The sequence below is a fragment of the Pseudomonas tumuqii genome (assembly GCF_013184545.1).
Taxonomy (GTDB): domain Bacteria; phylum Pseudomonadota; class Gammaproteobacteria; order Pseudomonadales; family Pseudomonadaceae; genus Aquipseudomonas; species Aquipseudomonas tumuqii.
This window is the reverse complement of the sequence record NZ_JAAOJA010000005.1, coordinates 27,328-50,887: the sequence shown is the minus strand read 5'-3', so window position 1 is coordinate 50,887 and position 23,560 is coordinate 27,328. Positions and strand designations below refer to the sequence as shown.

The window sequence follows — 23,560 nt, the reverse complement described above, 5'->3', positions numbered from 1 at the left end:
TATCGCAGGCTCAATCCGTCTCATGGTTTAGGATCATTCCCGGGCGCAGGGGATGGCCAGCAGCTCGGTCAGGGCCTCATCCAGGGTGGCGATCAGCCGGTCGACATCCGCTGCGCTGGTGTCCGGGCAGCACAGGGTCATGTTGTGGAACGGCGTGATCAGGATGCCGCGGTTGATCAGGTACAGGTGCAGGGCCATCTGCAGCTCGTCGTGGAAGGCCGCCTCGGCCTCGGCACCGGTCTGCGGCGGCGCCGCGCAGAACTGGAACTCGCTGCGCGCGCCCAGTTCGGTCACCGACCAGTTGAGCCGGTGTGTTGCGATCAGGCGGCGCAAGCCATCGGCCAGGCGTTTGGCCAGCGGCAGCATGTGCGCGTAGGCGGCCACGGTCATGACCTGCTCCAGGTTGGCGCGCATGCAATGCATGGCCAGAGCGTTGGCCGACAGGGTGGTGCCCATGCCGCTGTGGCCGTGGCCATGGCTGTTCTCGCTGGCGCGGCGGCGCGCCTGCTGCATGGCTTCGGCCATGGCGCTGCTGCAGCTAAACACCGCGCAGGGCACGCCGCCGGCAATCGGCTTGCCGAGCACGAAGAAGTCCGGCTCGAGGTTCCACAACCGGGTGCAGCCGCCGATATCGCTGGAGATGGTGTGGGTTTCGTCGATGATCAGCAGGCTGCCGTATTTCCTGGTCAGCTCGCGGCATTTGGCCATGAAGCCCGGTGCGGGCAGCACCATGCCGATATTGGTCATCGCCGGCTCGCACATCAGCGCGGCGACATCGCCCTGGGCCAGGGCGGCCTCCAGCGCTTCCACATCGTTGAACGGGATCGAGCGGCTGTACTGGGTCAGGTCGTAGGCCTGGCCGATCAGGCCGGAGCGCGGCTGGGTCTGGCCCTTGTGGCAGCGCACCATGACGTCATCCACGGTGCCGTGGTAGCAGCCGTCGAACACCAGCAGCACCTTGCGCTCGGTGATGCCGCGTGCCCAGCGCAGCACATAGCGGTTGGCGTCGGTGGCGGTGGCGGTGACCTGCCAGTACGGCAGGCCGAAGCGCGCGGCCAGCAGCTCGCCACAGACCACTGCGTCTTCGCCGGGCAGCATGCTGGTCAGGCCGTTGTTGGCCTGCTCGGCGATGGCCTTGGCGATCGGCTCCGGCGAGTGACCGAACATGCTGCCGGTGTCGCCGAGGCAGAAGTCGAGGTACTCGTGCCCGTCGACATCATGGAAGCGCGCGCCCTTGGCCCGGCTGACGAACAGTGGGCTGGGGGTCGACCAATCGGCCATCCAGTGCATCGGCACGCCGCCGAACAGCGCATGACGCGCGCGCTCGCCCAGGGCCATGGATTGCGGATTCTGTTCGATGAAGCGCTGCCGCTCACGGGCGGTGAAGGTGCTGATGGCAGATTCGGCGATCCCACTGGAGGTCATGCTTGAACACCTCGTTCGATTTTTTGCACATTCTTGTGGTGTGATCACGCATATGTCAACGCCTGGCGGATGAGGCGGCATCTGCTACTATTCGGCGACTTTTGTGATCACAAGGAAGGATCGAGATGAGCAATTCTGACTGGCAGGGCCAGGTTGCCCTGGTCAGCGGCGCCGGCAGCGACAGCGGTATCGGCCTGGCCATCGCGCGCCGCCTGGGGCGCGAAGGGGTGCGCATCCTGCTGACCGCCAGCAGTGCACGGATCCAGCAACGCGCCGCCGAGCTGCAGGCTGAAGGTATCGACGCCCGCGCCATGTCTGCCGACCTTACCGATGAAACCCAGGTGCTGGAGTTGGCCAACTGGGCGACGGCGCAGTTCGGCCATGTGGACATCCTGGTCAATAATGCCGGCATGGCCATGCAGGGCAGCGCGGAACCCTTCGCCGAGGTGGCGAGCATGGATCTGGCGACCTGGAACCTGTCGCTGGCGCGCAACCTGACCAGCGCCTTCCTGCTCACCCGTGCCCTGCTGCCGAACATGCAGGCGCGCGGTTACGGGCGCATCGTCAACATCAGCTCGACCACCGGCACCCGCGGCAGCAACCCTGGCGAAGCGGCCTACAGTGCGGCCAAGGCCGGCATGCTCGGTTTGAGCATGGGCCTGGCGCTGGAAGTGGCCAGGCAGGGCATCACCGTCAACAGCGTAGCGCCGGGCTGGATCGCCACCGGTTCGAGTACCGATGAAGAACGCCGTGCCGCCAGTTACACACCGCTTGGTCGTGCCGGTCGCCCGGAGGAAATAGCCGGCGCCGTGGCCTTCCTCGCCTCACCCGAAGCCAGCTACATCACCGGCGAAGTGCTGGTGGTGGACGGTGGTAATTGTCTGATCGAAAACAAGGCGCCCTGAGCGGTTCTGCATCGGTCAGGCGTTGTTGCAGGTGTCATGGACTGCGGTCAACTGCGCCTTGTCGGCTTCTAGCAAGCTACTCAGACACCCATCATTTCCCGGATTGCGGAGAAACGCATGCGCTGCTGTCCTCTGAACCCATTGCCGGCGCCGCCAGGCCACAGCCTGGTGAGCGCCGATGGCCGATAACCTGCAGGAACAACTCTACCAGCGGATCCGCAGCGACTTGCTGGCCGGCCGTTTCCAGCCAGGCGAGCGCCTGAAAATCCGCGACCTCGCCACGGCCTGGGGCAGCAGTCCGATGCCGGTGCGTGGCGCCTTGCAGCGTCTGGTCGCCGAGGGTGCCCTGGAGGGCGAACAGCAGCGCTCCGCGCGAGTCCCGGTGATGAGCCGCGAACGCTTCCAGCAGATCACCCTGGTGCGCCTGAGCCTGGAGGGCCTGGCTGTCGAACTGGCCGCACCGCGCCTGGGCCGCGCCGAAATCGACCTGTTGCATGGCTGCATCCTGCGCATGGAGCAGGCGCTGGAGCGGCGCGATATAGCGGCCTACCTGGAAGACAACAGTCTGTTCCACCTGAGCCTGTACCGCGCCTGTGCCAACCCGGTTCTGCTGCGTATGATCGAGTCGCTGCGTCTGCAAATCGGGCCGTTCTTCAACCGGTTGTTTAGCGACAGCACTCAGTTACTGCACCTCAACGATTTCCATGAGGCGGCCTTCACGGCGTTGCAGGCCGGTGACGGCAAGACGGCGCGCGCAGCGATGGAGCGGGACCTGAGCTATTTCGACGAGTACCTGCTCAACCTGCTGGCGCAGGAGGCGGATGAATCCGGTGGCGTGCGCAAGCCCCGCAACGGTCAGCTCTCCAGCCAGACGTCGCGTACCCAGTGCCACACCGAGTCCCAGGTTTCTTCTTCGCTCAGCTCGCCGGTGTCGCCTTCCCAGAGCACCACGGTGCCGTCCTGTTCGACGCAGTAGTAGTTGCCGTGATCCTCGCAGATCGGCACCAGCTCACGCGAGACACCCAGCGACCAGGCCACCGAGGCGACTTCCGGCAGGTAGGTGTGTGATTGCGGGTCGGTGGCGGTGACGGGCTCCAGGCGGCCGTAGACCACATCGCTGACCTTGAGCAGAAATTCGCGCAACTCGAACGGCAGGTTGATCAGAATCTGCTCTTCGATTTCCACCAGCAGTTCTTCTTCCGGCAGTTCCAGGGCGACCGGTACCGGTTCGTTCATTTCACGCAGTTGTTCGATGACTTCTTCCACGGTGTGGACTCCAGCAGCAGGACAGCATGACGGGTAGCAAGGGCGAGCCCCGCGCCATAGGGCGCAGAGACTCTCCAGGGTTGGGTTTTTACTCTGCCCGGCCTGGCCGAACAAGAGGGGGTTCCCGGGAAACACAAAACCCGGGACAGGCCCGGGTTTGTCAGTGCGTGCCGCAGGGACTCAGTTCTGGCGGATACCGGCTACCAGCCAGGGCTGGTTGTCACCGGCGTCGCGCTCCATGCGCCAGCTTTCGCTGAAGGCTTCGCCCTGATCGAAGCGCGAGGTCTTCGCCACGCCGGTGAAGGTCAGGGTGGCGACGGTCTTGTCGCTCAGGTCGTCGACGCCGTCCAGTTGCACCTCGAGGTTATCGACGTAGGTGGACTGGAAGCCCTCGCCCAGGTCGGCGCGCTCGCGCTTGAGGAACTCGAGCAACTGCGGGGTGACGAACTCGGCGATCTTGTCCATCTCGTCGGCGTCCCAGTGCTGCTGCAGGCTGAGGAAGTGCTCGCGACCGGCGCTGACGAAGCTTTGCTCGTTGAACCAGGCCGGCGCATTGATCACCGGCTTGATCGCGGCGGCGCTGGCGCCGCCGAAGATCGAGGCGGGTGCAGCCTGGGCAGGCATGTCACGCTGCATGGGCGCGCCATTGGCGGTTGCCGGGCCGACTTGCTTGCGCCGGGAGGCGAGGAAGCGGAACAGCAGGAAGGCGATCAGGCCGAAGATCAGCATGTCCATGATCTGCAGGCCTTCGAAGCCGTCACCCATGAACATCGAGGCGAGCAGGCCGCCAGCGGCCAGACCGGCCAATGGGCCGAGCCAGCGCGAGGCACCGCTGGCAGCTGCCGGCTGACGACCGGCGGTCGGCGTGGTGGCGGTCGAGGTTGGCGAGGTGGTCTGGCGAGTCTGGTGGCTAGGTGCGGAGCCGAAGGATTTGGCACCGCCAAAACGCTTGGCTTCGGCATCGAAACTCATGGTAAGGCCCAAACTCAGGCACATGGCCAGGGCAATGCTGAGGAAACGCTGCATGTTTAGCTGTCTCTTGGTGGTTGGAACGCTGCGCGGCATCTTGCCCGCCAACGGTGCGGAAGGCTAGTCATAGAATGTTTCGGGCTTTTGCTTTTTGCCCGAGTCGCTGCGTAGGGCGTGCCATGACGTGCCGCTTGGCGAGCGCGGCGCACCCTGTGTAGTCGCTATTGGCGCAATAGCATCAGCAGCGCTGCGCAGCGCAATTGCCGACGCAGGAAGGCGCGGAACTCGGCGGGGTCTTCCTCGGGGTGGCGCAACCAGTGGATGAAGCTGCGCAGGTAGACGCCGGTCAGCAGGCTTTCCTCGGCGATGCGCTGCAGGTGCCGGCTTTCCCGGCGGGCGCCCTCGCGCCACCATTGCACGGTGCGGCTGATACGCAGCAGGCCGAGCGCTTGCAGGTGCAGATGCGCGGGTTCGAGCTTGTACAGCAGCATCTGTCCGGTCACCGCCCGGTGCGCGGCCAGGCTGTCGAGCCAGGCGACCAGCAGTTCTTCCAGGCGCTTGGCCGGCTCCAGCGCGGCGAGGTCGGCGGCGCCGCTGCGCGCCAGCATGGCCCGGTCGGCGCGGTCGAACCAGGTTTCGACCAGTTGGTCCTTTTCCCGGTAATGGACGGCGATGGCATCCAGGCCAACGTCGAGCTGGGCGGCTACATCGAACAGGTGCAGACGTTCCCAGCCGCAGGCATCGGCCAGTTGCAGGGCGGTATCGAGGATCCGCGCTGCTGTGATTGGCGGTTTTTTCATCGGCTCACCTCGCCAAGCAGTATGGGCCGAGGGGCGCGCGAGGCGGGGTGGAGACGACCAACGGAAGGCGAAGCTCCGGTTGGTCGTAGGGTGCGCCGTGCGCACCACCTGACATTGCGATGGTGCGCGCGGCGCACCCTACAGGGGCTCAACGCCAGTTGTACAGCTCCTTCTCGGACAGCTTGTGCATCTGGCTGGTTTGCGCCTGGAAGGCCTTCATCGAGGCCCAGATACGCCCGTTCAGCTCGCTCTGGGCGGCCAGCTCGCCGAGCACCACTTCGGATTCGCGCTGCAGGGCGTCCAGCACTTCGTCGGGGAAGCGCTTGAGCAGGGTGCCCTGCTGCTGCAGCTGATCCAGGGCCAGGGCGTTGTGGTAGACGTAGTCGTCGAGCATGTCCTGGCTGGCGGCGCGGGCGGCTTCCGTGAGGATCGCCTGCAGGTCGGCCGGCAAACTGTCGAGGGCCTTCTGGTTGATCAGCAGTTCGAGCACCGCCTGGGGTTCCTGCCAGCCCGGGTAGTAGTAGAACTTGGCCGCCTTGTGCAAACCGAAGGCCAGGTCGTTGTAGGGGCTGACCCAGTCGCTGGCGTCGATGGCGTTGCTCTGCAGGGCGGTGAACACTTCGCCGCCGGGCAGGTTGACGGTGGTCGCACCGAGCTTGCTCAGCACCTCGCCGCCGAGGCCCGGCATGCGGATCTTCAGGCCCTTGAGGTCGTCCAGGGAGTTGATCTCCTTGTTGTACCAGCCGCCCATCTGCATGCCGGTGTTGCCCACCACCACCGGCTTGACGCCGTAGGGGGCATAGGCTTCGTCCCACAGCGCCTGACCGCCGCCCTTGCTCAGCCAGGCGTTCATTTCGCTGGTGGACAGGCCGAACGGCACGGCGGTGAAGAACTGCGCGGCCGGCACCTTGCCCTTCCAGTAATAGGCGGCGCCGTGGCCCAGCTCGGCGGTGCCGCGCGAGACCGCATCGAACACCTCCAGCGGCGGCACCAGCTCGCCGCCGGCATACACCTTGATGGTCAGGCGGCCGGCACTCATGGTGCCGACCCGCTCGGCCAGGCGCTCGGCGGCGGTGCCCAGGCCCGGGTAGTTCTTCGGCCAGGCGGTGACCATCTTCCACTGGAAACTCTGCACCGGCTCGGCCGCAGCCTGCTCGCTGACGGCTTTTTCGTCCTTGCAGCCGGCCAGGCCGATAACGGCAAACAGGGCCACGGCAGCGGTGAAGAGGTTGCGGCGATTCATCGGGGCTTCCTTGTTGTTTTGGGTTAATCCCGCAGCCCGGATTGCATCCGGGCTACGGACCGTCGTATCGGTGGTTACAGCGCGTTCAACTTGGCGTAGCTGAGCATCAGCCATTTGCTGCCTTCGCCTTCGAAATTCACCTGCACCCGTGCCTGGGCGCCGGAGCCCTCGAAGTTGAGGATGGTGCCCTCGCCGAACAGCGCATGCTGCACCCGCTGGCCGAGGCTGAACGCGGTGTCCGGCACGGCGCTGCCGGCGAACATGCTGCTGCCGCTCATGCTGCGGCTGTTCGCGGTGAAGGGCCGGCTGACGCTATTGGACAGGCGCACTTCCTGGATCAGCTGCGCTGGAATCTCGCGGACGAAGCGCGAGATCGAGTTGCGCGTTTCATTGCCATACAAGCGGCGGACTTCGGCGTAACTGATCACCAGTTTCTGCATGGCGCGGGTGATGCCGACATAGGCCAGGCGCCGCTCCTCCTCCAGGCGGCCGGGTTCTTCCAGGCTCATCTTGTGCGGGAACAGGCCTTCTTCCATGCCGACCAGGAACACCTGGGGAAACTCCAGGCCCTTCGAGCTGTGCAGGGTCATCAACTGGATGCTGTCTTCGTTTTCCGCGGCCTGGGTGTCGCCGGCCTCCAGCGAGGCATGGCCGAGGAAGGCCTGCAGCGGGCTCAACTCGTCGTCTTCGTCGTTGTCGAAGGCGCGCGCGGCGCTGACCAGTTCCTCCAGGTTTTCCACCCGGGCCTGGGCCTTCTCGCCTTTCTCGGCCTGGTGGTAGGCGATCAGCCCGCTCTGCTCGATGACCGTCTGGGTCATCAGGTGCAGCGGCATGCTCAGCACCTTGGCGGCGAGGTTGTCGATCAACTCGACGAAGCCGGCCAGGGCACCCGCGGCGCGGCCCGGCAGGGCCTTGTTGGCAAGCATCAGGCGGATCGCCTCCCACATCGCCACATCATGCTCGCGGGCATAGGCGCGGATCGTCTCGACGCTCTTCTCGCCGATGCCGCGTGCCGGCACGTTGATCACCCGCTCCAGCGCCGCATCGTTGCCGCGGCCGTCGAGCAGGCGCAGATAGGCCATGGCGTTCTTGATTTCGGCGCGCTCGAAGAAGCGCTGGCCGCCGTAGATGCGGTAGGGGATCTTCTCGCGCAGCAGGGCTTCTTCGAGCACCCGCGACTGGGCGTTGGAGCGGTAGAGGATGGCGATCTCGCTGCGCTTGAGGCCGTCCTTGCGCAGGGCGTCCTCGATCGACTCGACCACGTAGCGGGCCTCGTCGTGCTCGTTGAACGCCGCGTACAGGCTGATGGGCTCGCCGTCGCCGTCTTCGGTCCAGAGTTCCTTGCCCAGGCGCCCCTGGTTGTTGGCGATCAGCGCGTTGGCCGCCTTGAGGATGCCGGCGCTGGAGCGGTAGTTCTGCTCCAGGCGGATGGTTTCGGCGTCCGGGAAGTCGCGGCTGTACTGGTGGATATTCTCGATCTTGGCCCCGCGCCAGCCGTAGATCGACTGATCGTCGTCGCCCACTACCATCAGGCTGTCGCCGCCCCTGGCCAGCAGGCGCAGCCAGGCGTACTGCACGGCGTTGGTGTCCTGGAACTCGTCGACCAGGATATGCCGGAAGCGCCGCTGGTAATGCTCGAGCAGGCCCGGCTTGTCGCGCCATAGATCGAGGGCGCGCAGCAGCAGTTCGGAGAAGTCGATCACCCCGGCGCGGGCGCAGGCCGCTTCATAGGCCTCGTAGATCTTCAGCATGGTGGCGAGGAACAGGTCGCCGCCGGGCTGGATATGCTGCGGGCGCAGGCCTTCATCCTTCTGCCCGTTGATGAACCATTGCGCCTGCTTGGCCGGCCAGCGCTGCTCGTCCAGGCCCAGCTCGCGGATCACCCGCTTGACCAGGCGCTGCTGGTCGTCGGAATCGAGGATCTGGAAGTTTTCCGCCAGACCGGCTTCCTGCCAGTGCGCGCGCAACAATCGATGCGCCAGGCCGTGGAAGGTGCCGACCCACATGCCGGCCGGATTGACGCCGAGCATCTGTTCGATGCGCGCGCGCATCTCGGCGGCGGCCTTGTTGGTGAAGGTCACCGACAGGACGCTGTGCGGCGAGGCGTTTTCCAGCTGGATCAGCCAGGCGATACGGTGCACCAGCACCCGGGTCTTGCCGGAGCCGGCGCCGGCCAGCACCAGTTGCCGGCCCAGGCGAGCCGTGACGGCCTGGCGTTGGGCATCGTTGAGGGAGGCGATCAGGAGTTCGGGGTCATTTTGCATCGCGGCATTCTAGGGGGCGGCGGCAACGAGGGCAAACCGGGCGCGCGGCACATCGCCGCACGGCGGCCAGTGGACGAACGGCAAGTCACCTTGCCGGGTGGTTGTCGCAGGTCATCCTGGCCAGGCAAAGTGGTCTGTCGGGTTGATAAATTTGCACAGATGATTGTTGGGCGAAGCGTCTAGCTCGGGTATGCTCCGCCGACCTAGGCACCCATTACAAGAAAATAGCCTATGACCCAGACCGCTAGCGCCGCTGCCGAACTGACGCTGGACACTACACGCGAGATTCGTCAGCAATTCGCCACGGATATCGCCATCGAACGTACCCGCCTGCTGTATCAGGGCTCGTGGGTGCCGACCCTATTCATGCTGCTCAATGGCGCGGCCTGCGCCTTTTTGCTCTGGGCGCCGCCGAGCCGTGCTCTGCTCTCCGGCTGGCTGATCTGGCTGGTGCTGCTGGCCGTTCTGCGCCTGGTCCAGGTCAGCGCCTTCAATCGCGCCCAGCCGAGCCGCCAGGTGCACGCGCATTGGCGGCGCAACTTCCTGTTCGGCGCCGGCGCCTCCGGTCTGACCCTGGCCTTCGCCGCCATCGCCCTGGTGCCGGCCGATGTGTTCTATCAGCAGGCCCTGGTCTACGGCCTGATCGCCGCGGCGATCCTTTCCGCCAGCGTGGCCTATGCCGTCAGCCTGTCGGCGTTCCTGACCTTCGCCTTGCCCTGCCTGCTGCCGTCGGTGGCCTATCTGCTGCTCAGCGAACACAGCCTGCAGCGTGGCTGGGGCATGCTTGGCGGCATCCTGCTGCTGACCCTGCTGGTGGTGGCCTGGCAGGTCAACCGCCTGCTGCAGCGCAGCCTGTTGCAGCGCTTCCAGAATCAGGCGTTGATCGGCCGCCTGGAGCATGCCCGGCAGCAGGCCGAGACGCTCAATGGCGAGCTGGCCCGCGAGGTCGAGCAACGCCGCTGGGCCGAAGGCGAGCTGCGCACCGCCCATGCCGAGCTGGAAATGCGCGTGGCCGAGCGCACCCTGGAGCTGGACGATGCCACCCACGCCCTGAGCAAGAGCGAGGCGCGCCTGGCCCTGGCCCTGGAGGCCAGCGAGTTGGGCTTGTGGGACTGGAACCTGCAAAGCGATGAAGTGCATCACTCGCAGCTCAAGGAAATCTTCGGCCTCGAGCCCGAGGCGGTGCAGGCCATGCTGCGCGACCTCAAGCCGCGCCTGCACCCGGACGACCTGCCGTTGCTGCGCCGCACCCTGGTCGAGCACATGAAGGGCCGCAGCGACGGCTATCAGATCGAATACCGGGTCAAGCACGCCGATGGCCACTGGGTCTGGGTCGAGGACCGCGGCCGCGCCGTGGAGCGCGACGCCCAGGGCCGGGTCCTGCGCATGCTCGGTACGCGGCGCACCATCACCGCGCGCAAGCAGCAGGAAGAACAGCAGCGCCTGGCCGCCACGGTGTTCGAGGCGGCCAGCGAAGGCATCGTCATTCTCGACCCGGATTACCGCCTGCTGGCGGTCAACCAGGCGTTCAGCCAGGTCACCGGCTATCGCCAGGAAGACGTGCTGGGCAAGAGCGTCGCCAGCCTGATCAGCAGCCGCGACACCCGCCACCAATACCAGCTGATCCGTCTGGAGCTGGAGCGCGGCGACCGCTGGCAGGGCGAACTGATCGAGACGCGCAAGAACGGCGAACTCTACCCGCAACTGCTGCAACTCAACGTGGTGCGCGATGCGCGGGGGCTGGTCAGCCATATCGTCGGCTTCTTCGCCGACCTGTCGTCGCGGCGCGAGGCCGAGGAGCGTCTGCGCTACCTGTCGCACTACGACGAGCTGACCGGCCTGGCCAACCGCAGCCTGTTCCGCGAGCGCCTGCACGAGGCCAGTCAGCGTTCGCGGCAGAGCGGGCGCAGCCTGGCCCTGCTGCACGTCGACCTGGATCGTTTCAAGTGGCTCAACGACAGCCTCGGCCATGAAGTGGCCGACCAATTGCTGCGGCAGATGAGCCGCCGCCTGAGTCAGGCAATGCCCGAGGCCGACACCATTGCGCGCTTGTCCGGCGACGAGTTTGCCGTGTTGCTCGATTCCTACGGCAGCCTCTCGACCCTGGCGCGCATGGCCAGCCGCCTGCTGGCCAAGTTGCGCCTGCCGATGACCGTCGGCGGTCAGGAGCTGGTGGTCAGCGCCTCCCTGGGCATCAGCCTGCTGCCGGACAACGCGCGGGAGATCTCGACCCTGGTCAGCCAGGCCGATATGGCCATGCAGCATGCCAAGCACCTGGGCGGCAACACCTTCCAGTTCTACACCGATAACCTGCAGGCCTGCACCCTGGAACGCCTGCAACTGGAGACCCAGTTGCGCAAGGCGATCGACGAGAATCAGCTGGAGGTGTTCTACCAGCCCAAGCTGTGCCTGGCCGACGACAGCCTCAACGCTGCCGAGGCGCTGGTGCGCTGGCGCCATCCGGAGCGGGGGCTGGTGCCGCCGGGGGATTTCATCGGCCTGGCCGAGGAAACCGGGCTGATCGCGCCGATCGGCGAATTCGTCCTGCGCCGCGCCTGTCAGCAGGCACGGGACTGGCAGCAGCAGGGCCTGGCGCAGATCCGCGTGTCGGTGAACCTGTCGGTGCATCAGTTGCGCCAGGGCAAGCTGACCAGCCTGGTGCGCCAGGTGCTCGACGAAACCGGCCTGGCGCCGCAGTTCCTCGAGCTGGAATTGACCGAGAGCCAGTTGCTCGACAACGTCGAAAGCGTCATCACCACCTTCCAGCAGCTGCGCGATCTGGGGGTCAAGCTGGCGATCGACGACTTCGGCACCGGCTACTCCTCGCTCAGCTACCTCAAGCGCTTCCCGGTGGACTACGTGAAGATCGATCAGACCTTCATCCGCGACCTGGCGCTCGGCGGCGAGGATGCGGCGATTACCAGGGCGATCATCGTCATGGCCCACAGCCTGGAGTTGAAGGTGGTCGCCGAGGGCGTGGAAACCCAGGCGCAGATGGATTTCCTCAAGGCCCACCAGTGCGACGAAATCCAGGGCTACCTGATCAGCAAGCCGGTGCCGGCGGAGCAATTCGCCCAGTTGCTGCGCGATCAGGCCGACGCCCGCTGAGGCGGCCCGGGAGCCAGCCGATTGGCTGCTGTAGCTGACGCGCGACCCCGCTAATCCCCCTAGCCGGCTGCCCCTTGCGCAATCGGCTCAGCTCGCCTGCGCACCGCTCCCGGCGCCCTGCAGAAAAGTACTTTGGTGCCATGCAATTGCTGCTTTTGTACAAGAGCCGGCGATTAACCTTGCAAAATATACTGTTTTTGCCGAGCCATTTTGAGGGAATATGCAATGAAAACGATCTTGCTAGCGTCTTTAGCGTTAAGCAGTGCACTGGCGGTTGTCCCGTCCGTTCAGGCCGATGAGAAGGCCATGGAGGCCGCTGGGCATCAGTTGTTTGCGCACCACTGCGCAGCGTGCCATTCACTGGATACCAGCGAGAACGCCTTCGGCCCCAGCCTGTTCGGTGTGGTCGGTCGCCCGGCGGCTTCCGTGCCCCGGTTTGCTTACTCCAAAGCCATGCAGGCCTCGGGGATCACCTGGACCGAAGACAACCTGCGCAAGTGGATTACCGACAACGAGGCGTTGGTGCCGGGCACCCGCATGCGTCACGTCGCCATCAGCGATCCAGCCGAACAGGATTACCTGATCAGCTTCCTGCGCTCATTGAAGTAAGCCGGCAGCCGCTGGATTCCCGCACAACGGCGTAACCCGCCTCTCTCTCGCACGGCGCCTGCCCGCTGGGTCGGCGCCGTCTGCGCATTCACTCCATCCACTTGCGTCCCGCCAGCTCCAGCAGCAGGTTGGCCTGCTCCGGCCCGCTGCTGCCGGCCGGGTAAGGCCGCGGGCTCTGGTGGTGCTGCTGCCATCCATTGATGATCGGGTCGATCCAGCTCCAGGCGGCCTCGACTTCGTCGCGGCGCATGAACAGCGTCGAGTCGCCTTCGATCACGTCCAGCAGCAGGCGCTCGTAGGCGTCCCAGCGGCGTTTCTGGCGAAACGCCTGGGCCAGGTTGAGGTCCAGCTCCACCGGTTCCAGGTGCATGCCCTTGCCGGGGTGCTTGGCCATCAGTTGCAGGCTGATGCACTCTTCCGGCTGCAGGCGGATCAGCAGGCGATTGGCCTCGCCGTCGCCGAACAGCTGGTGCGGCACCGGCTTGAACTGGATAAGGATTTCCGAGGTCTTGCGGGCCAGGCGCTTGCCGGTGCGCAGGTAGAAGGGCACACCGGCCCAGCGCCAGTTCTCGATCTCCACCTGAAGGGCGACGAAGGTCTCGGTATCGCTGTCGTTGTCGACATTCTTCTCGAAGTAGTAGGCCGGCACCTCCTGCCCGCCGATCTTGCCGGCGGCATATTGGCCGCGCACGGTCTTGTCGCGCACGTCGAGGCCGGAGATGGGCTTGAGCGCCTCGAGCACCTTGAGCTTCTCGTTGCGCACCGATTCGGCGTCGAAGCGTACCGGCGCCTCCATGGCCACCAGGCACAGCAGTTGCAGCAGGTGGTTCTGGATCATATCGCGCATGGCGCCGGCATTGTCGTAGTAGGCGCCGCGGTTCTCCACGCCGAGGGTCTCGCACACGCTGATCTGCACGTGATCGATATGCCCGGCGCGCCACACCGGCTCGAACAGGGCGTTGGCGAAGCGCAGCGCCATCAGGTTCTGCACGGTTTCCTTGCCCAGGTAGTGGTCGATGCGAAATACCCGCGACTCGTCGAACACCGCACCGATCGCCGCGTTGATCGCCTGCGCCGACGGCAGCGAGTGGCCGATCGGTTTCTCCAGCACGATGCGCGCGTGTGGCCCGGCCAGGCCGGCGATCTGCAGGTGCGAGGCGATGTCTTCGAACAGGTCGGGCGCGGTGGCCAGGTAGTACACCCGCACGCGCTCGCCGGCGGCACCCAGGTGCTTGGCCAGGCGGCCGAAATCGGCGCCCTGGCTGGCGTCCATGGCGAAATAGTCGAGACGCGCGGCGAAGCTCTGCCAGGTGTCGTTGTCGAAGTCGGCGCGCGCCACCTGGGCACGGCAGCGGCGTTCGGCGAGGGCCTGGTAGGCGGCGCGGCTATGCGGGCTGCGCGCCAGGGCGAGGATGCGCATGTCGGCGTGCAGCCGGCCGACGCGGTGCAGGTGGTAGAGCGCTGGCAGCAGCTTGTGCAGGGCCAGGTCGCCCGTACCGCCAAAGACCAGCATGTCACAGGGAATGCTCAAAGCGGGAACTCCGACTCGGTTTAGCCGTGCGGGGGCGTTGGCCATGTAGTATAACTACAAAGTCACTACACCCCCGGCGTGTCCCGATCATAACCGAGTCGTCCCTCGGATGAGGGGAGCACGGCCTATTCGTCATCTTTCAGCCTGAGCCCATGCCCGTGAATTTGTTGCAGCACATCGCCCAGTCGCGTCATCTGTTACGCAAGTCGGAACTCAAGGTGGCCGACCACGTGCTGCTCGACCCGGCTGCGGTGATGCACAGCTCCATGGCCGACCTGGCGCACAGCGTCGGCATCAGCGAGCCGACCATCGTGCGCTTCTGCCGCGCCATCGGCTGCAGCGGTTTCCAGGACCTCAAGCTGAAGCTGGCGCAGAGCCTGGCCGCCGGCGCCAGCTTCGGCCAGTTCGCCATCCATGAAGACGACTCGGTGGCCGACTTCAGCCTGAAGATCTTCGACACCACCCTGCACACCCTGATCGAGGTGCGCGAGAAACTCGACCCGCAGGCCTTGCAGCGCGCCATCGCCGCCTGCGCCCAGGCCCAGCGTGTGGAGTTCTACGGCTTCGGCGCCTCCGGTGCAGTGGCGGCGGATGCCCAGCACAAGTTCTTCCGCCTGCTGCTGACGGCCGCCGCCTATTCCGATCCGCACATGCAGGCGATGTCGGCGGTGACCCTCAAACCCACCGATGTGGCCATCTGCATCTCCCAGTCCGGGCGCTCCAAGGACCTGCTGATCACCGCCAACCTGGTGCGTGAAACCGGCGCGACCCTGATCACCCTGTGTCCGAGCCAGACCCCGCTGGCCGACTTGGCCACGGTCAACCTGGCCATCGACGTGCAGGAAGACACCGAGATCTACACCCCGCTGACCTCGCGCATCGCCCACCTGGTGGTGATCGACGTGCTGGCCATGGGCGTGGCCATGGCCCGCGGCCCGGCCCTAGTCAATCACCTGAAGAGCGTCAAGCGCAGCTTGCGCAGCCTGCGCCTGTCGCCCAAGTCGGTGAAGCTGCACGAGGACTAGCCGCCGCGCAGCCCCGTAGCGCCTGTCGCCATGGACCGGGCTTCCCCGATGGCACCGCGCTTGACCGGGCTGCGGCGGCCCGGCTCACAGCGCCGCTCGTCGGGGTCATCGCAACTTCATCGCCTTGCCCCCAAAGCGTCACATCCCGGGCCGATCCTGTAACTCCCGTTATTCAGCCTGGGAGACCTGAGATGCCTCGTTATTCGGATGAAGCGCAGTCGCACGTCAGCAACGATGCAAAGAATCGGCGCAAGCTGCTCGATCAGCGGCGCATGGAATACCGCCGCGCCATCGAGAGCTACGCCGAGCGGCGGCAGTTGCAACAGCAATTGGCCGATTACCCGGAGCTGATCGCGGCTAACTACCTGGCCGCTGTTCAGGCGCCGGCTCGGCGAAGCGCTCAGCCAGGGCGTTGATCTGGCTGCGCTGATCGCGCACGAAAGCGAAAAACGCCTGGGCCACCGGCGACAGGTATTTGCCGCGCGGGTGCACCAGGCACCAGCTGCGCAGCAAGGGCAGTTCCGCCACCGGCAATTCGCGCAGTGCGCCGCAGGCCAGTTCGCGGCGCACGGCGTGGCGTGGCAACAGGGCCAGGCCGAGGTCGGCGAGCACCCCTTCGAGCTGACTTTCGGTCGAGCCGAGTTCCAGGGTCTGGGCGAAGTGCGCGCGTTTCTGGTGGCAATATTCCTCGCCCGCCTGGCGGGTGCCCGAGCCGCGTTCACGCACCAGTAGCGGCCAGGCCGTGAGGTCTTGCAGAGTCAGTGGCCCCTGGCTGCATAGCGGGTGCGTCGCTGGCGCCACCGCGACGATCGGGTTATTGAGGAACGGCAGAAACTCCAGATTCAGGTCCGTCGGCACCTGCGACATGATCAGCAAGTCATCGCGATTGGCGCTCAGGCGCTTGAGTGCCTGGGTATGGTTGGTGACCACCAGCTGCAAGCTGACTTCCGGGTAGTGGCGGCGAAAAGCGGCGAACAGGTGGGGTGTGAAGTACTTCGCGCTGGATTCGACGGCCAGGCTCAGCTGGCCCTGCAGCGAGCCCTGCAGGTCGCCCAGTTGCATGTCGAGGCTTTCCAGGCGGCCGAAAATATCCGCGCTGGCCCGCTGCAGGGCTTCGGCGGCGTCGGTCAGGTAGAGCTTCTTGCCGATGTAATCGAACAGCGGTTGACCGAGTAGCTCTTCCAGCTGGCGGATCTGCAGGCTGACCGCCGGCTGGGTCAGCGCCATGTCTTCGGCGGCGCGGCTGTAGGAGCGCTGCTGGCACACCGAACGGAACACCTGAAGTTGGCGCAGGGTGATGCGCATCAAGGATTTGCGCACGGGATACCTCGTTCGGTCGGGTGGTCTTGCGGCGGGTCGTTCGGCTGAGTGTATAAGCTATGGCTTATAGCCAAGCAAATAATTATTGATTTTGGTTATCAACCGCGCGGGCGTAGGGTGAACGGGTGGTCGCCACTGACGACTATCTGTCTGTCCCCTGGGTCGAGGAAGCACGCGTGATCAAGAAAATCCTGATTGCCAACCGCGGCGAGATTGCCGTCCGTATCGTGCGCGCCTGCGCCGAGATGGGCGTTCGCTCGGTGGCCGTCTATTCAGAAGCCGACCGCCATGCCCTGCATGTGAAGCGTGCCGACGAGGCCCACTGCATCGGCGATGAGCCGCTGGCCGGCTACCTCAACCCGCGCAAGCTGGTCAACCTGGCGGTGGAAACCGGCTGCGATGCGCTGCATCCGGGCTACGGCTTCCTCTCGGAGAACGCCGAACTGGCGGAGATCTGCGCCGAGCGCGGGATCAAGTTCATCGGTCCGTCTGCCGAGGTGATCCGCCGCATGGGCGACAAGACCGAGGCGCGGCGCAGCATGATCAAGGCCGGCGTGCCGGTTACCCCGGGCACCGAGGGCAACGTCGCCGACATCGCCGAGGCCCTGGCCGAAGGCGAGCGCATCGGTTATCCGGTGATGCTCAAGGCCACCAGCGGTGGCGGCGGCCGCGGGATTCGCCGCTGCAACTCGCGGGAAGAACTGGAGCAGGCGTTTCCGCGGGTGATTTCCGAGGCGACCAAGGCCTTCGGCTCGGCGGAAGTCTTCCTCGAGAAGTGCATCGTCAACCCCAAGCACATCGAGGCGCAGATTCTCGGCGACAGCTTCGGCAACGTGGTGCACCTGTTCGAGCGCGACTGCTCGATCCAGCGGCGCAACCAGAAACTGATCGAGATCGCCCCCAGCCCGCAGCTCACCCCCGAGCAGCGCGCCTATATCGGCGACCTGGCGGTGCGCGCGGCGCAGGCGGTGGGCTACGAGAATGCCGGTACCGTGGAGTTCCTCCTGGCCGAGGGCGAGGTGTACTTCATGGAGATGAACACCCGGGTGCAGGTGGAACACACCATCACCGAGGAAATCACCGGCATCGATATCGTCCGCGAGCAGATCCGCATCGCCTCCGGCCTGCCGCTGTCGGTCAAGCAGGAGGACATCATCCATCGCGGCTTCGCCCTGCAGTTCCGCATCAACGCCGAGGACCCGAAGAACAACTTCCTCCCCAGCTTCGGCAAGATCACCCGCTACTACGCCCCCGGCGGCCCCGGTGTGCGCACCGACACGGCGATCTACACCGGCTACACCATTCCGCCGTATTACGACTCCATGTGCCTGAAGCTGATCGTCTGGGCGCTGACCTGGGAAGAGGCGCTGGACCGCGGCCTGCGCGCGCTGGACGACATGCGTGTGCAGGGGGTGAAGACCACCGCCGCCTATTACCAGGAAATCCTGCGTAACCCGGAGTTCCGCAGCGGCCAGTTCAACACCAGTTTCGTTGAGGCCCATCCAGAGCTGACCGAGTACTCGATCAAGCGCAACCCATCGCACCTGGCCCTGGCGATTGCCACGGCTATCGCCGCCCACGCCGGCCTGTAAGGGGAATCCAGTCATGTCCAAGCCGTTTAATTCCAAAAGCATCTACGTTACCGACACCATCCTGCGCGACGCCCACCAGTCGCTGATCGCCACGCGCATGCGCACCGAAGACATGCTGCCGATCTGCCCCAAGCTCGATCAGGTCGGCTACTGGTCCCTGGAAGTCTGGGGTGGCGCCACCTTCGACGCCTGCGTGCGCTTCCTCAAGGAAGACCCGTGGGAGCGCCTGCGCCAGCTCAAGGCCGCGCTGCCCAACACCCGCCTGCAGATGCTCCTGCGCGGCCAGAACCTGCTCGGCTATCGCCACTACAGCGACGACGTGGTGCGCGCCTTCGTCGCCAAGGCGGCGGTCAACGGCATCGACGTGTTCCGCATCTTCGACGCGATGAACGATGTGCGTAACCTGCGCGTGGCCATCGAGGCGGTCAAGGCCGCCGGCAAGCACGCCCAGGGCACCATCGCCTACACCACCAGCCCGGTGCATACGGTCGAGGCTTTCGTTGAACAAGCCAGGCAGATGGAAGCCATGGGCTGCGACTCGGTGGCGATCAAGGACATGGCCGGCCTGCTGACGCCCTATGCCACCGGCGAGCTGGTCAAGGCACTCAAGGCCGAGCAGGGTCTGCCGGTCTTCATCCACTGCCACGACACCGCCGGCCTGGCCTCGATGTGCCAGATGAAGGCGATCGAGAACGGCGCCAGCCATATCGACACCGCCATCTCCAGCTTCGCCTGGGGCACCAGCCATGCCGGCACCGAGTCGATGGTCGCGGCCCTGCGCGGCAGCGAATATGACACCGGCCTGGACCTGGAACTGCTGCAGGAGATCGGTCTGTACTTCTATGCCGTGCGCAAGAAATACCACCAGTTCGAGAGCGAGTTCACCGCCGTCGATACCCGCGTACAGGTCAACCAGGTACCAGGCGGGATGATGTCCAACCTGGCCAACCAGCTCAAGGAGCAGGGCGCCCTGCACCGTATCAACGACGTGTTCGCCGAGATTCCGCGGGTGCGCGCAGACCTCGGTTTCCCGCCGCTGGTGACGCCGACCTCGCAGATCGTCGGTACCCAGGCGGTGTTCAACGTGCTCGCCGGTGAGCGTTACAAGACCATCACCAACGAGGTCAAGCTCTACCTGCAAGGCCGCTACGGCAAGGCGCCGGGCAAGATCGACGAGCAACTGCGCAAGCAGGCGATCGGCAGCGAGGAGGTGATCGAGGGGCGCCCGGCCGACCTGATCAAGCCGGAAATGGCCAAGCTGCGCGAGGAAATCAGCCTGCTGGCCAAGTCCGAAGAGGATGTGCTGACCTACGCCATGTTCCCCGACATCGGCCGCAAGTTCCTCGAGGAGCGTGCCGACGGCACCCTCAAGCCGGAGGTGCTGCTGCCGATTCCCGATGCCGGTGCCGTGGCATCGGCCGGGGGCGAGGGCGTACCGACCGAGTTCATCATCGACGTGCACGGCGAAAGCTACCGCGTCGACATCACCGGGGTCGGCGTCAAGACCGACGGCAAGCGCCACTTCTACCTGTCCCTCGATGGCATGCCGGAGGAGGTGGTGTTCGAGCCGCTCAATCAGTTCGTCGCCGCCAGCGGCAACAAGCGCAAGCAGGCCAGCGCAGCGGGCGACGTCAGCACCAGCATGCCGGGCAATATCGTCGAGGTGCTGGTGCAGGAAGGCGACGTGGTCAAGACCGGCCAGGCCGTGCTGATCACCGAAGCGATGAAGATGGAAACCGAAGTCCAGGCGCCCATCGCCGGTACGGTGAAGGTGGTGCATGTAGCCAAGGGCGATCGGGTCAATCCGGGCGAAGTGCTGATCGAAATCGAAGGTTAACCTCGGAGCCCCGGGCTGGTTGAACAGGCATTTGAGCAGATTTTCGGGGCTCTTTTTTATTACGTGGATGGACGTTGGTCCCGGATTGCCGAGGCGCACCCATCCCCCTTTTTGGTTATGTCCCACATGTTGTTTCTTCTTAACCGAGGGGGCGGCAGAGCGGCGGGGTTCAGCACAACCTGCTGTTGGGACATAACCCTTTATTCCGCTCGATGATATAGGTGACGCTGGCGGCGTCCTGACGGGCCAACGGTCGGAGTGTGTGCGGTGGGTCTGGATCCGGTGGTGCTGTTCTTCGTCTTCGGCCTGTTCGCTGGGCTGGTCAAGAGCGAGTTGAAACTGCCGCCGGCGCTGTACGAGACGCTATCGATTATCCTCTTGCTGGCCATCGGTCTGCACGGCGGCGTCGAGCTGGCCGAACAGGCCAGCCTGCAATTGCTCGGGCAGTCGGGGCTGGTGCTGGGCTTGGGCGTGCTGCTGCCGCTGGTGGCCTTCACCCTGTTGCGCGGCCTGCGCTTCGACCGGGTCAACGCGGCGGCGGTGGCGGCCCACTACGGTTCGGTCAGCGCCGGTACCTTCGCCGTGGTGGTAGCGTTCCTGCTGGCCAAGGGCATCGCCTTTGAGAGCTATATGCCGCTGTTCGTCGCCATCCTGGAAATCCCGGCGATCCTGGTCGGCATCCTGCTGGCCAAGGGCATCAGCCGCGACACCCATTGGAAGGAACTGGGCCGGGAGATTTTCCTCGGCAAGAGCATCATGTTGCTGCTCGGCGGCCTGGTGATAGGCGCGATCGCCGGCAAGGAAGCGATCAAGCCGCTGGAGCCGCTGTACACCAGCATGTTCAAGCCGGTGCTGGCGTTCTTCCTGCTGGAGATGGGCCTGATCGCTTCCGGTCAGTTGGCGTCGTTGAAGCGCTACGGCTTCAAGCTGGCTCTGTTCGCTTTGTTGATGCCGCTGCTAGGCGCGCTTATCGGTGCACTGCTGGCGCGGGCCATGGGCCTGTCCCTCGGCGGTACGGCGATGCTCGCCACCCTGGCCGCGTCGGCGTCCTATATCGCGGTACCGGCGGCGATGCGCCTGGCGGTGCCTGAGGCCAACCCGTCGCTGTCGCTGACCGCATCCTTGGGTATTACCTTCCCGTTCAATATCCTGGTGGGCATCCCGCTTTACCTGGCCTTGGCCGAAACTCTGATCGCATGGGGACTCTGACATGCCCGCCTACACCCGTACCCTGCTCACGGTGATCTGCGAAGCCGCCCTGGAAAAGAAACTGCTGGCCGACCTGGAAGCGCTCGGCGCCTCTGGCTGGACCCTCTCCGACGCCCGCGGGCGTGGTAGCCGCGGCGTGCGTAGCGCCGGCTGGGACACCGACGGCAATATCCGCTTGGAAGTGATCTGCGCCCGCGACCTGGCTGAACGCCTCGCCGAGCACCTGCAGGATCACTACTACACCAACTACGCGATGGTCTGCTACCTGGCCGAAGTGGAAGTGCTCAGGCCGGAGAAATTCTAACGGGATCGTATTCCCGGATTGTGCTGAGGCTTATCCGGGCTACACGGACTCAGCCAACAGCGCAGGACTTGTAGGAGGCGCGCCCCGCGGCGAATGCAGCCCGTAGGGCTGTCTGGCTATGGCCCCGGCGAAAATTCAAAGCATCGCCCCGAGGTCGGGCCTCCCACGGGTGCGTAGAGCGTTCGGGCTTGCGTAGGAACATAGGATCTACAAGCTGCGTCTTCCCCGCTGAGCCTGCGAATCCCAACGAGCGCTTCGCGGAGCCGGCGCCCTACCCGCGAAGCGCGATCAAGGTCTGGCGCTGGCGGCCCTGCTCATCGAAGTTCTCCTCCGCCAGCCAGCATTCGAATGCTTGCCGCTGCCTCGGCCACTCGTGGTCGAGCAGGGAGTACCAGGCGGTGTCGCGGTTGTGGCCCTTGATCACCAGATGCTGACGGAACAGCCCTTCGAAGCTGAAGCCGAAGCGTTCGGCGGCGCGCTTGGAGCGGGCGTTCAGATCATTGCATTTCCATTCCAGGCGGCGGTTGCCGAGGGCGAAGGCCAGTTCGGCGAGCAGGAATACCGCTTCGCTGGCCCGCGGCGTGCGCTGCATGGCGCTGCCGAAGGCGATATGGCCGATCTCGATGCAGCCATGGGCAGGGACGATGTTCAGGTAGCTGAGCAGGCCCTGGACCTGGCCGCTGGCGCGCTCGATAACGCTGAAGAACAGCGGATCGGCCGCGGCGGCGTTGGCGGCGAGCCAGGCATCGAAGTCGCTGCGCAGTTCGAACGGGCCGTAGGGCAGGTAGTCCCACAGCGCCGGGTCGACGTCCGCGCCTTGCAGGCTCAGCCACAGGTCGTCGCCATGGCGCTCGGGGTCGAGCGGTTCCAGGCGCACGTAACGGCCGTCGAGCGGGTGCCGTGGTGGTGGGCTGGCGGGTTGCCAATCGGGCAGGGCTTGCTGGGTCATGGTCGTCTTCCCCGGCTAGAGCGAATGGCTGTACTGGGTAAAACCGGCGCGCTCGGCGATGCGATCGTAGAGTTGCATGGCGGTGTGGTTGCTTTCCTGGGTCAGCCAGTGCACCCGCGGGCTGCCGGCGCTGCGGGCTTGGCCGTAGACGTGTTCGATCAGTTTGCGGCCGACCCCGCCGCCGCGCACGTCGGGGCTGACGAACAGGTCCTGCAAATAGCAGCTATGGGCTACCGACCAGTTGGAACGATGAAAAATCCATTGCACCAGACCGACGGCGCGGCCGTCCCGCCAGGCCAGCGCGGCATGGGTCGGCTCGGCCGGGTCGAGAAAGCGTTGCCAGGTGCTGGCGGTGGTGTCGGCCGGCAGTTCGCTTTCGTAGAAGTGCAGATAGCCCTGCCAGAGCGGTAGCCAGGCGGCATGGTCGGCGGCGCTAACGGGGCGGATCTCGATCTGGGACACGGCAGTCTTCCTTCTGTGTATGAGGCGTTGCTATCGGTGTGTAGGCGCCAGCTTGCTGGCGAAGAGGCGTTCAATGGTTCTGCAGGGTTTCAACCCAGGCTATTCATCAGCCGCGCCACTTCCTGTTCGTTCGGTGCCGAACTAGCCGCCAGAGCATCGCGTACGCCGGCCCGGTTGTCCGCTGGCTGGTTTTGGCTCAGCTTGCATTTGCCGGCGATGCGCTCGATCGGCAGTTCGAAACCGACGATGGCGCGCAGCATGGCGTCGAGGTAGTCGGCGGGCGCGTCGGCCAGCGACCAGGGTTGCGCCTGGCTGCTTTCGTGATGCGCGCTGAGGCGGCCGACCAGTTCGCGCAGACGCGCCGGCTCGTCGAACACCTCGGCGCGGCCCCAGGCGTGCACTGTCTGGTAATTCCAGGTCGGCACCGCCTTGTGGTCGCGGGCCTTGCTCGGGTAGTAGCCGGGGCTGACGTAGGCCGAAGCGCCGGGGAAGATCACCAGCACCTCGGCACCGGCGGCCAGGTCGCGCCATTGCGGGTTGGCCTGGGCGAAATGGCCGAGCAGGCGACCGTGCGGGCCCGCATCCGGGTCCAGCAGCAGCGGCAGATGGCTGGCGTGCAGGCCGTGCTCGCCCTGGGTCACCAGGATCGCCAGGGACGAGCGCGCGATCTGCGCATGCAGCTGGTCGAGGTCGTCGATATGGAAGGCGGTGGGCGAATACATGGCGGATCCTCCTGATGGAT

At 65.4% G+C, this 23,560-nt stretch carries 20 protein-coding genes and 1 pseudogene; 10 read left to right on the top strand and 11 right to left on the bottom strand.

All coding sequences use genetic code 11. The features are described 5' to 3' along the window. Positions 1–33: 33 nt before the first annotated feature. On the bottom strand, positions 34–1,425 hold the full coding sequence (locus G9C89_RS11105) for an aspartate aminotransferase family protein (RefSeq protein ID WP_172147954.1): 1,392 nt from the start codon (positions 1,423–1,425) through the stop codon (positions 34–36). A 125-nt stretch (positions 1,426–1,550) separates the two neighbouring features. Here G9C89_RS11105 and G9C89_RS11100 point away from each other — a divergent pair, with 125 nt between their 5' ends. Both G9C89_RS11100 and G9C89_RS11095 read left to right on the top strand, forming a co-directional pair. Then, positions 1,551–2,330, top strand: coding sequence for an SDR family NAD(P)-dependent oxidoreductase (locus tag G9C89_RS11100; RefSeq protein ID WP_172147953.1), 780 nt, complete (start codon positions 1,551–1,553; stop codon positions 2,328–2,330). Positions 2,331–2,508: 178 nt separating this feature from the next. Next, a pseudogene (locus tag G9C89_RS11095) lies at positions 2,509–3,150 on the top strand (GntR family transcriptional regulator); the annotation flags it as partial. Between the two features lie 35 nt (positions 3,151–3,185). Here G9C89_RS11095 and G9C89_RS25200 read toward each other — a convergent pair. The 5 genes from G9C89_RS25200 to uvrD form a co-directional block, all read right to left on the bottom strand. Next, positions 3,186–3,596, bottom strand: a complete 411-nt coding sequence (locus G9C89_RS25200; RefSeq protein ID WP_315852810.1) for an SMI1/KNR4 family protein — start codon at positions 3,594–3,596, stop codon at positions 3,186–3,188. 180 nt (positions 3,597–3,776) lie between these two features. Beyond that, complete coding sequence (locus tag G9C89_RS11090; protein WP_172147951.1) at positions 3,777–4,622, bottom strand: Tim44 domain-containing protein; 846 nt, start codon at positions 4,620–4,622, stop codon at positions 3,777–3,779. A 164-nt stretch (positions 4,623–4,786) separates the two neighbouring features. Then, positions 4,787–5,365, bottom strand: a complete 579-nt coding sequence (locus G9C89_RS11085; RefSeq protein WP_172147950.1) for a TetR/AcrR family transcriptional regulator — start codon at positions 5,363–5,365, stop codon at positions 4,787–4,789. 148 nt (positions 5,366–5,513) lie between these two features. Further along, positions 5,514–6,608 carry a TRAP transporter substrate-binding protein gene (locus G9C89_RS11080; RefSeq protein WP_172147949.1) on the bottom strand — a complete coding sequence of 365 codons (1,095 nt, stop codon included), beginning with the start codon at positions 6,606–6,608 and terminating at the stop codon, positions 5,514–5,516. Between the two features lie 74 nt (positions 6,609–6,682). Further along, on the bottom strand, positions 6,683–8,872 hold the full coding sequence (gene uvrD / locus G9C89_RS11075; RefSeq protein ID WP_172147948.1) for a DNA helicase II: 2,190 nt from the start codon (positions 8,870–8,872) through the stop codon (positions 6,683–6,685). A gap of 231 nt (positions 8,873–9,103) precedes the next feature. On the opposite strand from uvrD, the gene G9C89_RS11070 reads away from it, so the two are divergent. Together G9C89_RS11070 and G9C89_RS11065 are read left to right on the top strand one after the other, a co-directional pair. After that, the gene (locus tag G9C89_RS11070; RefSeq protein WP_172147947.1) at positions 9,104–11,980 is read left to right on the top strand and encodes a putative bifunctional diguanylate cyclase/phosphodiesterase; all 2,877 of its coding nucleotides are present in this window, start codon (positions 9,104–9,106) and stop codon (positions 11,978–11,980) included. A 225-nt stretch (positions 11,981–12,205) separates the two neighbouring features. After that, positions 12,206–12,589, top strand: coding sequence for a c-type cytochrome (locus G9C89_RS11065; RefSeq protein WP_172147946.1), 384 nt, complete (start codon positions 12,206–12,208; stop codon positions 12,587–12,589). An 88-nt stretch (positions 12,590–12,677) separates the two neighbouring features. On the opposite strand, the gene zwf is transcribed toward G9C89_RS11065, so the two are convergent. Then, the gene (gene zwf / locus G9C89_RS11060) at positions 12,678–14,165 is read right to left on the bottom strand and encodes a glucose-6-phosphate dehydrogenase (RefSeq protein WP_172147945.1); all 1,488 of its coding nucleotides are present in this window, start codon (positions 14,163–14,165) and stop codon (positions 12,678–12,680) included. 113 nt (positions 14,166–14,278) lie between these two features. Here zwf and hexR point away from each other — a divergent pair, with 113 nt between their 5' ends. Together hexR and G9C89_RS11050 are read left to right on the top strand one after the other, a co-directional pair. Continuing rightward, complete coding sequence (hexR, locus tag G9C89_RS11055; protein WP_172147944.1) at positions 14,279–15,145, top strand: transcriptional regulator HexR; 867 nt, start codon at positions 14,279–14,281, stop codon at positions 15,143–15,145. 191 nt (positions 15,146–15,336) lie between these two features. After that, on the top strand, positions 15,337–15,561 hold the full coding sequence (locus G9C89_RS11050) for a PA3496 family putative envelope integrity protein (RefSeq protein ID WP_172147943.1): 225 nt from the start codon (positions 15,337–15,339) through the stop codon (positions 15,559–15,561). Here the strand turns inward: G9C89_RS11050 and G9C89_RS11045 are convergent. Continuing rightward, entirely contained in the window at positions 15,503–16,465 is a 963-nt protein-coding gene (locus G9C89_RS11045) for a LysR family transcriptional regulator (RefSeq protein ID WP_172147942.1), read from the bottom strand. The two genes, G9C89_RS11050 and G9C89_RS11045, sit on opposite strands and share 59 nt — an antisense overlap. A 176-nt stretch (positions 16,466–16,641) precedes the next feature. Between G9C89_RS11045 and G9C89_RS11040 the strand changes: the two genes are divergently transcribed. From G9C89_RS11040 to G9C89_RS11025, 4 genes are all read left to right on the top strand, one after another. Next, positions 16,642–18,057 carry an acetyl-CoA carboxylase biotin carboxylase subunit gene (locus G9C89_RS11040; RefSeq protein ID WP_172147941.1) on the top strand — a complete coding sequence of 472 codons (1,416 nt, stop codon included), beginning with the start codon at positions 16,642–16,644 and terminating at the stop codon, positions 18,055–18,057. 13 nt (positions 18,058–18,070) lie between these two features. Then, positions 18,071–19,894 carry a sodium-extruding oxaloacetate decarboxylase subunit alpha gene (gene oadA / locus G9C89_RS11035; protein WP_172147940.1) on the top strand — a complete coding sequence of 608 codons (1,824 nt, stop codon included), beginning with the start codon at positions 18,071–18,073 and terminating at the stop codon, positions 19,892–19,894. A gap of 267 nt (positions 19,895–20,161) precedes the next feature. Then, positions 20,162–21,103, top strand: coding sequence for a sodium-dependent bicarbonate transport family permease (locus tag G9C89_RS11030; RefSeq protein ID WP_172147939.1), 942 nt, complete (start codon positions 20,162–20,164; stop codon positions 21,101–21,103). A gap of 1 nt (position 21,104) precedes the next feature. Further along, on the top strand, positions 21,105–21,407 hold the full coding sequence (locus G9C89_RS11025) for a P-II family nitrogen regulator (protein WP_172147938.1): 303 nt from the start codon (positions 21,105–21,107) through the stop codon (positions 21,405–21,407). Between the two features lie 271 nt (positions 21,408–21,678). Here the strand turns inward: G9C89_RS11025 and G9C89_RS11020 are convergent, their stop codons facing one another. From G9C89_RS11020 to G9C89_RS11010, 3 genes are all read right to left on the bottom strand, one after another. Further along, positions 21,679–22,356: a GNAT family N-acetyltransferase gene (locus tag G9C89_RS11020; RefSeq protein ID WP_172147937.1), complete on the bottom strand. Its 678-nt coding sequence runs from the start codon at positions 22,354–22,356 to the stop codon at positions 21,679–21,681. A gap of 15 nt (positions 22,357–22,371) precedes the next feature. After that, positions 22,372–22,818 (bottom strand): GNAT family N-acetyltransferase, encoded by a 447-nt coding sequence (locus tag G9C89_RS11015; protein WP_172147936.1) that lies wholly within the window; start codon positions 22,816–22,818, stop codon positions 22,372–22,374. Between the two features lie 89 nt (positions 22,819–22,907). After that, a complete protein-coding gene (locus G9C89_RS11010; protein ID WP_172147935.1) occupies positions 22,908–23,540 on the bottom strand; it encodes an FMN-binding negative transcriptional regulator in 633 nt (210 codons plus the stop codon). Positions 23,541–23,560: the final 20 nt, after the last annotated feature.

Bases quoted from the DNA above. Each gene is read 5' to 3' on its own strand.
- G9C89_RS11105 (WP_172147954.1), bottom strand. From the start codon at position 1,425: ATGACCTCCAGTGGGATCGCCGAATCTGCCATCAGCACCTTCACCGCC.
- G9C89_RS11100 (WP_172147953.1), top strand. From the start codon at position 1,551: ATGAGCAATTCTGACTGGCAGGGCCAGGTTGCCCTGGTCAGCGGCGCC.
- G9C89_RS11090 (WP_172147951.1), bottom strand. From the start codon at position 4,622: ATGCAGCGTTTCCTCAGCATTGCCCTGGCCATGTGCCTGAGTTTGGGC.
- G9C89_RS11085 (WP_172147950.1), bottom strand. From the start codon at position 5,365: ATGAAAAAACCGCCAATCACAGCAGCGCGGATCCTCGATACCGCCCTG.
- G9C89_RS11080 (WP_172147949.1), bottom strand. From the start codon at position 6,608: ATGAATCGCCGCAACCTCTTCACCGCTGCCGTGGCCCTGTTTGCCGTT.
- uvrD (WP_172147948.1), bottom strand. From the start codon at position 8,872: ATGCAAAATGACCCCGAACTCCTGATCGCCTCCCTCAACGATGCCCAA.
- G9C89_RS11070 (WP_172147947.1), top strand. From the start codon at position 9,104: ATGACCCAGACCGCTAGCGCCGCTGCCGAACTGACGCTGGACACTACA.
- G9C89_RS11065 (WP_172147946.1), top strand. From the start codon at position 12,206: ATGAAAACGATCTTGCTAGCGTCTTTAGCGTTAAGCAGTGCACTGGCG.
- zwf (WP_172147945.1), bottom strand. From the start codon at position 14,165: ATGGCCAACGCCCCCGCACGGCTAAACCGAGTCGGAGTTCCCGCTTTG.
- G9C89_RS11050 (WP_172147943.1), top strand. From the start codon at position 15,337: ATGCCTCGTTATTCGGATGAAGCGCAGTCGCACGTCAGCAACGATGCA.
- oadA (WP_172147940.1), top strand. From the start codon at position 18,071: ATGTCCAAGCCGTTTAATTCCAAAAGCATCTACGTTACCGACACCATC.
- G9C89_RS11025 (WP_172147938.1), top strand. From the start codon at position 21,105: ATGCCCGCCTACACCCGTACCCTGCTCACGGTGATCTGCGAAGCCGCC.
- G9C89_RS11020 (WP_172147937.1), bottom strand. From the start codon at position 22,356: ATGACCCAGCAAGCCCTGCCCGATTGGCAACCCGCCAGCCCACCACCA.
- G9C89_RS11010 (WP_172147935.1), bottom strand. From the start codon at position 23,540: ATGTATTCGCCCACCGCCTTCCATATCGACGACCTCGACCAGCTGCAT.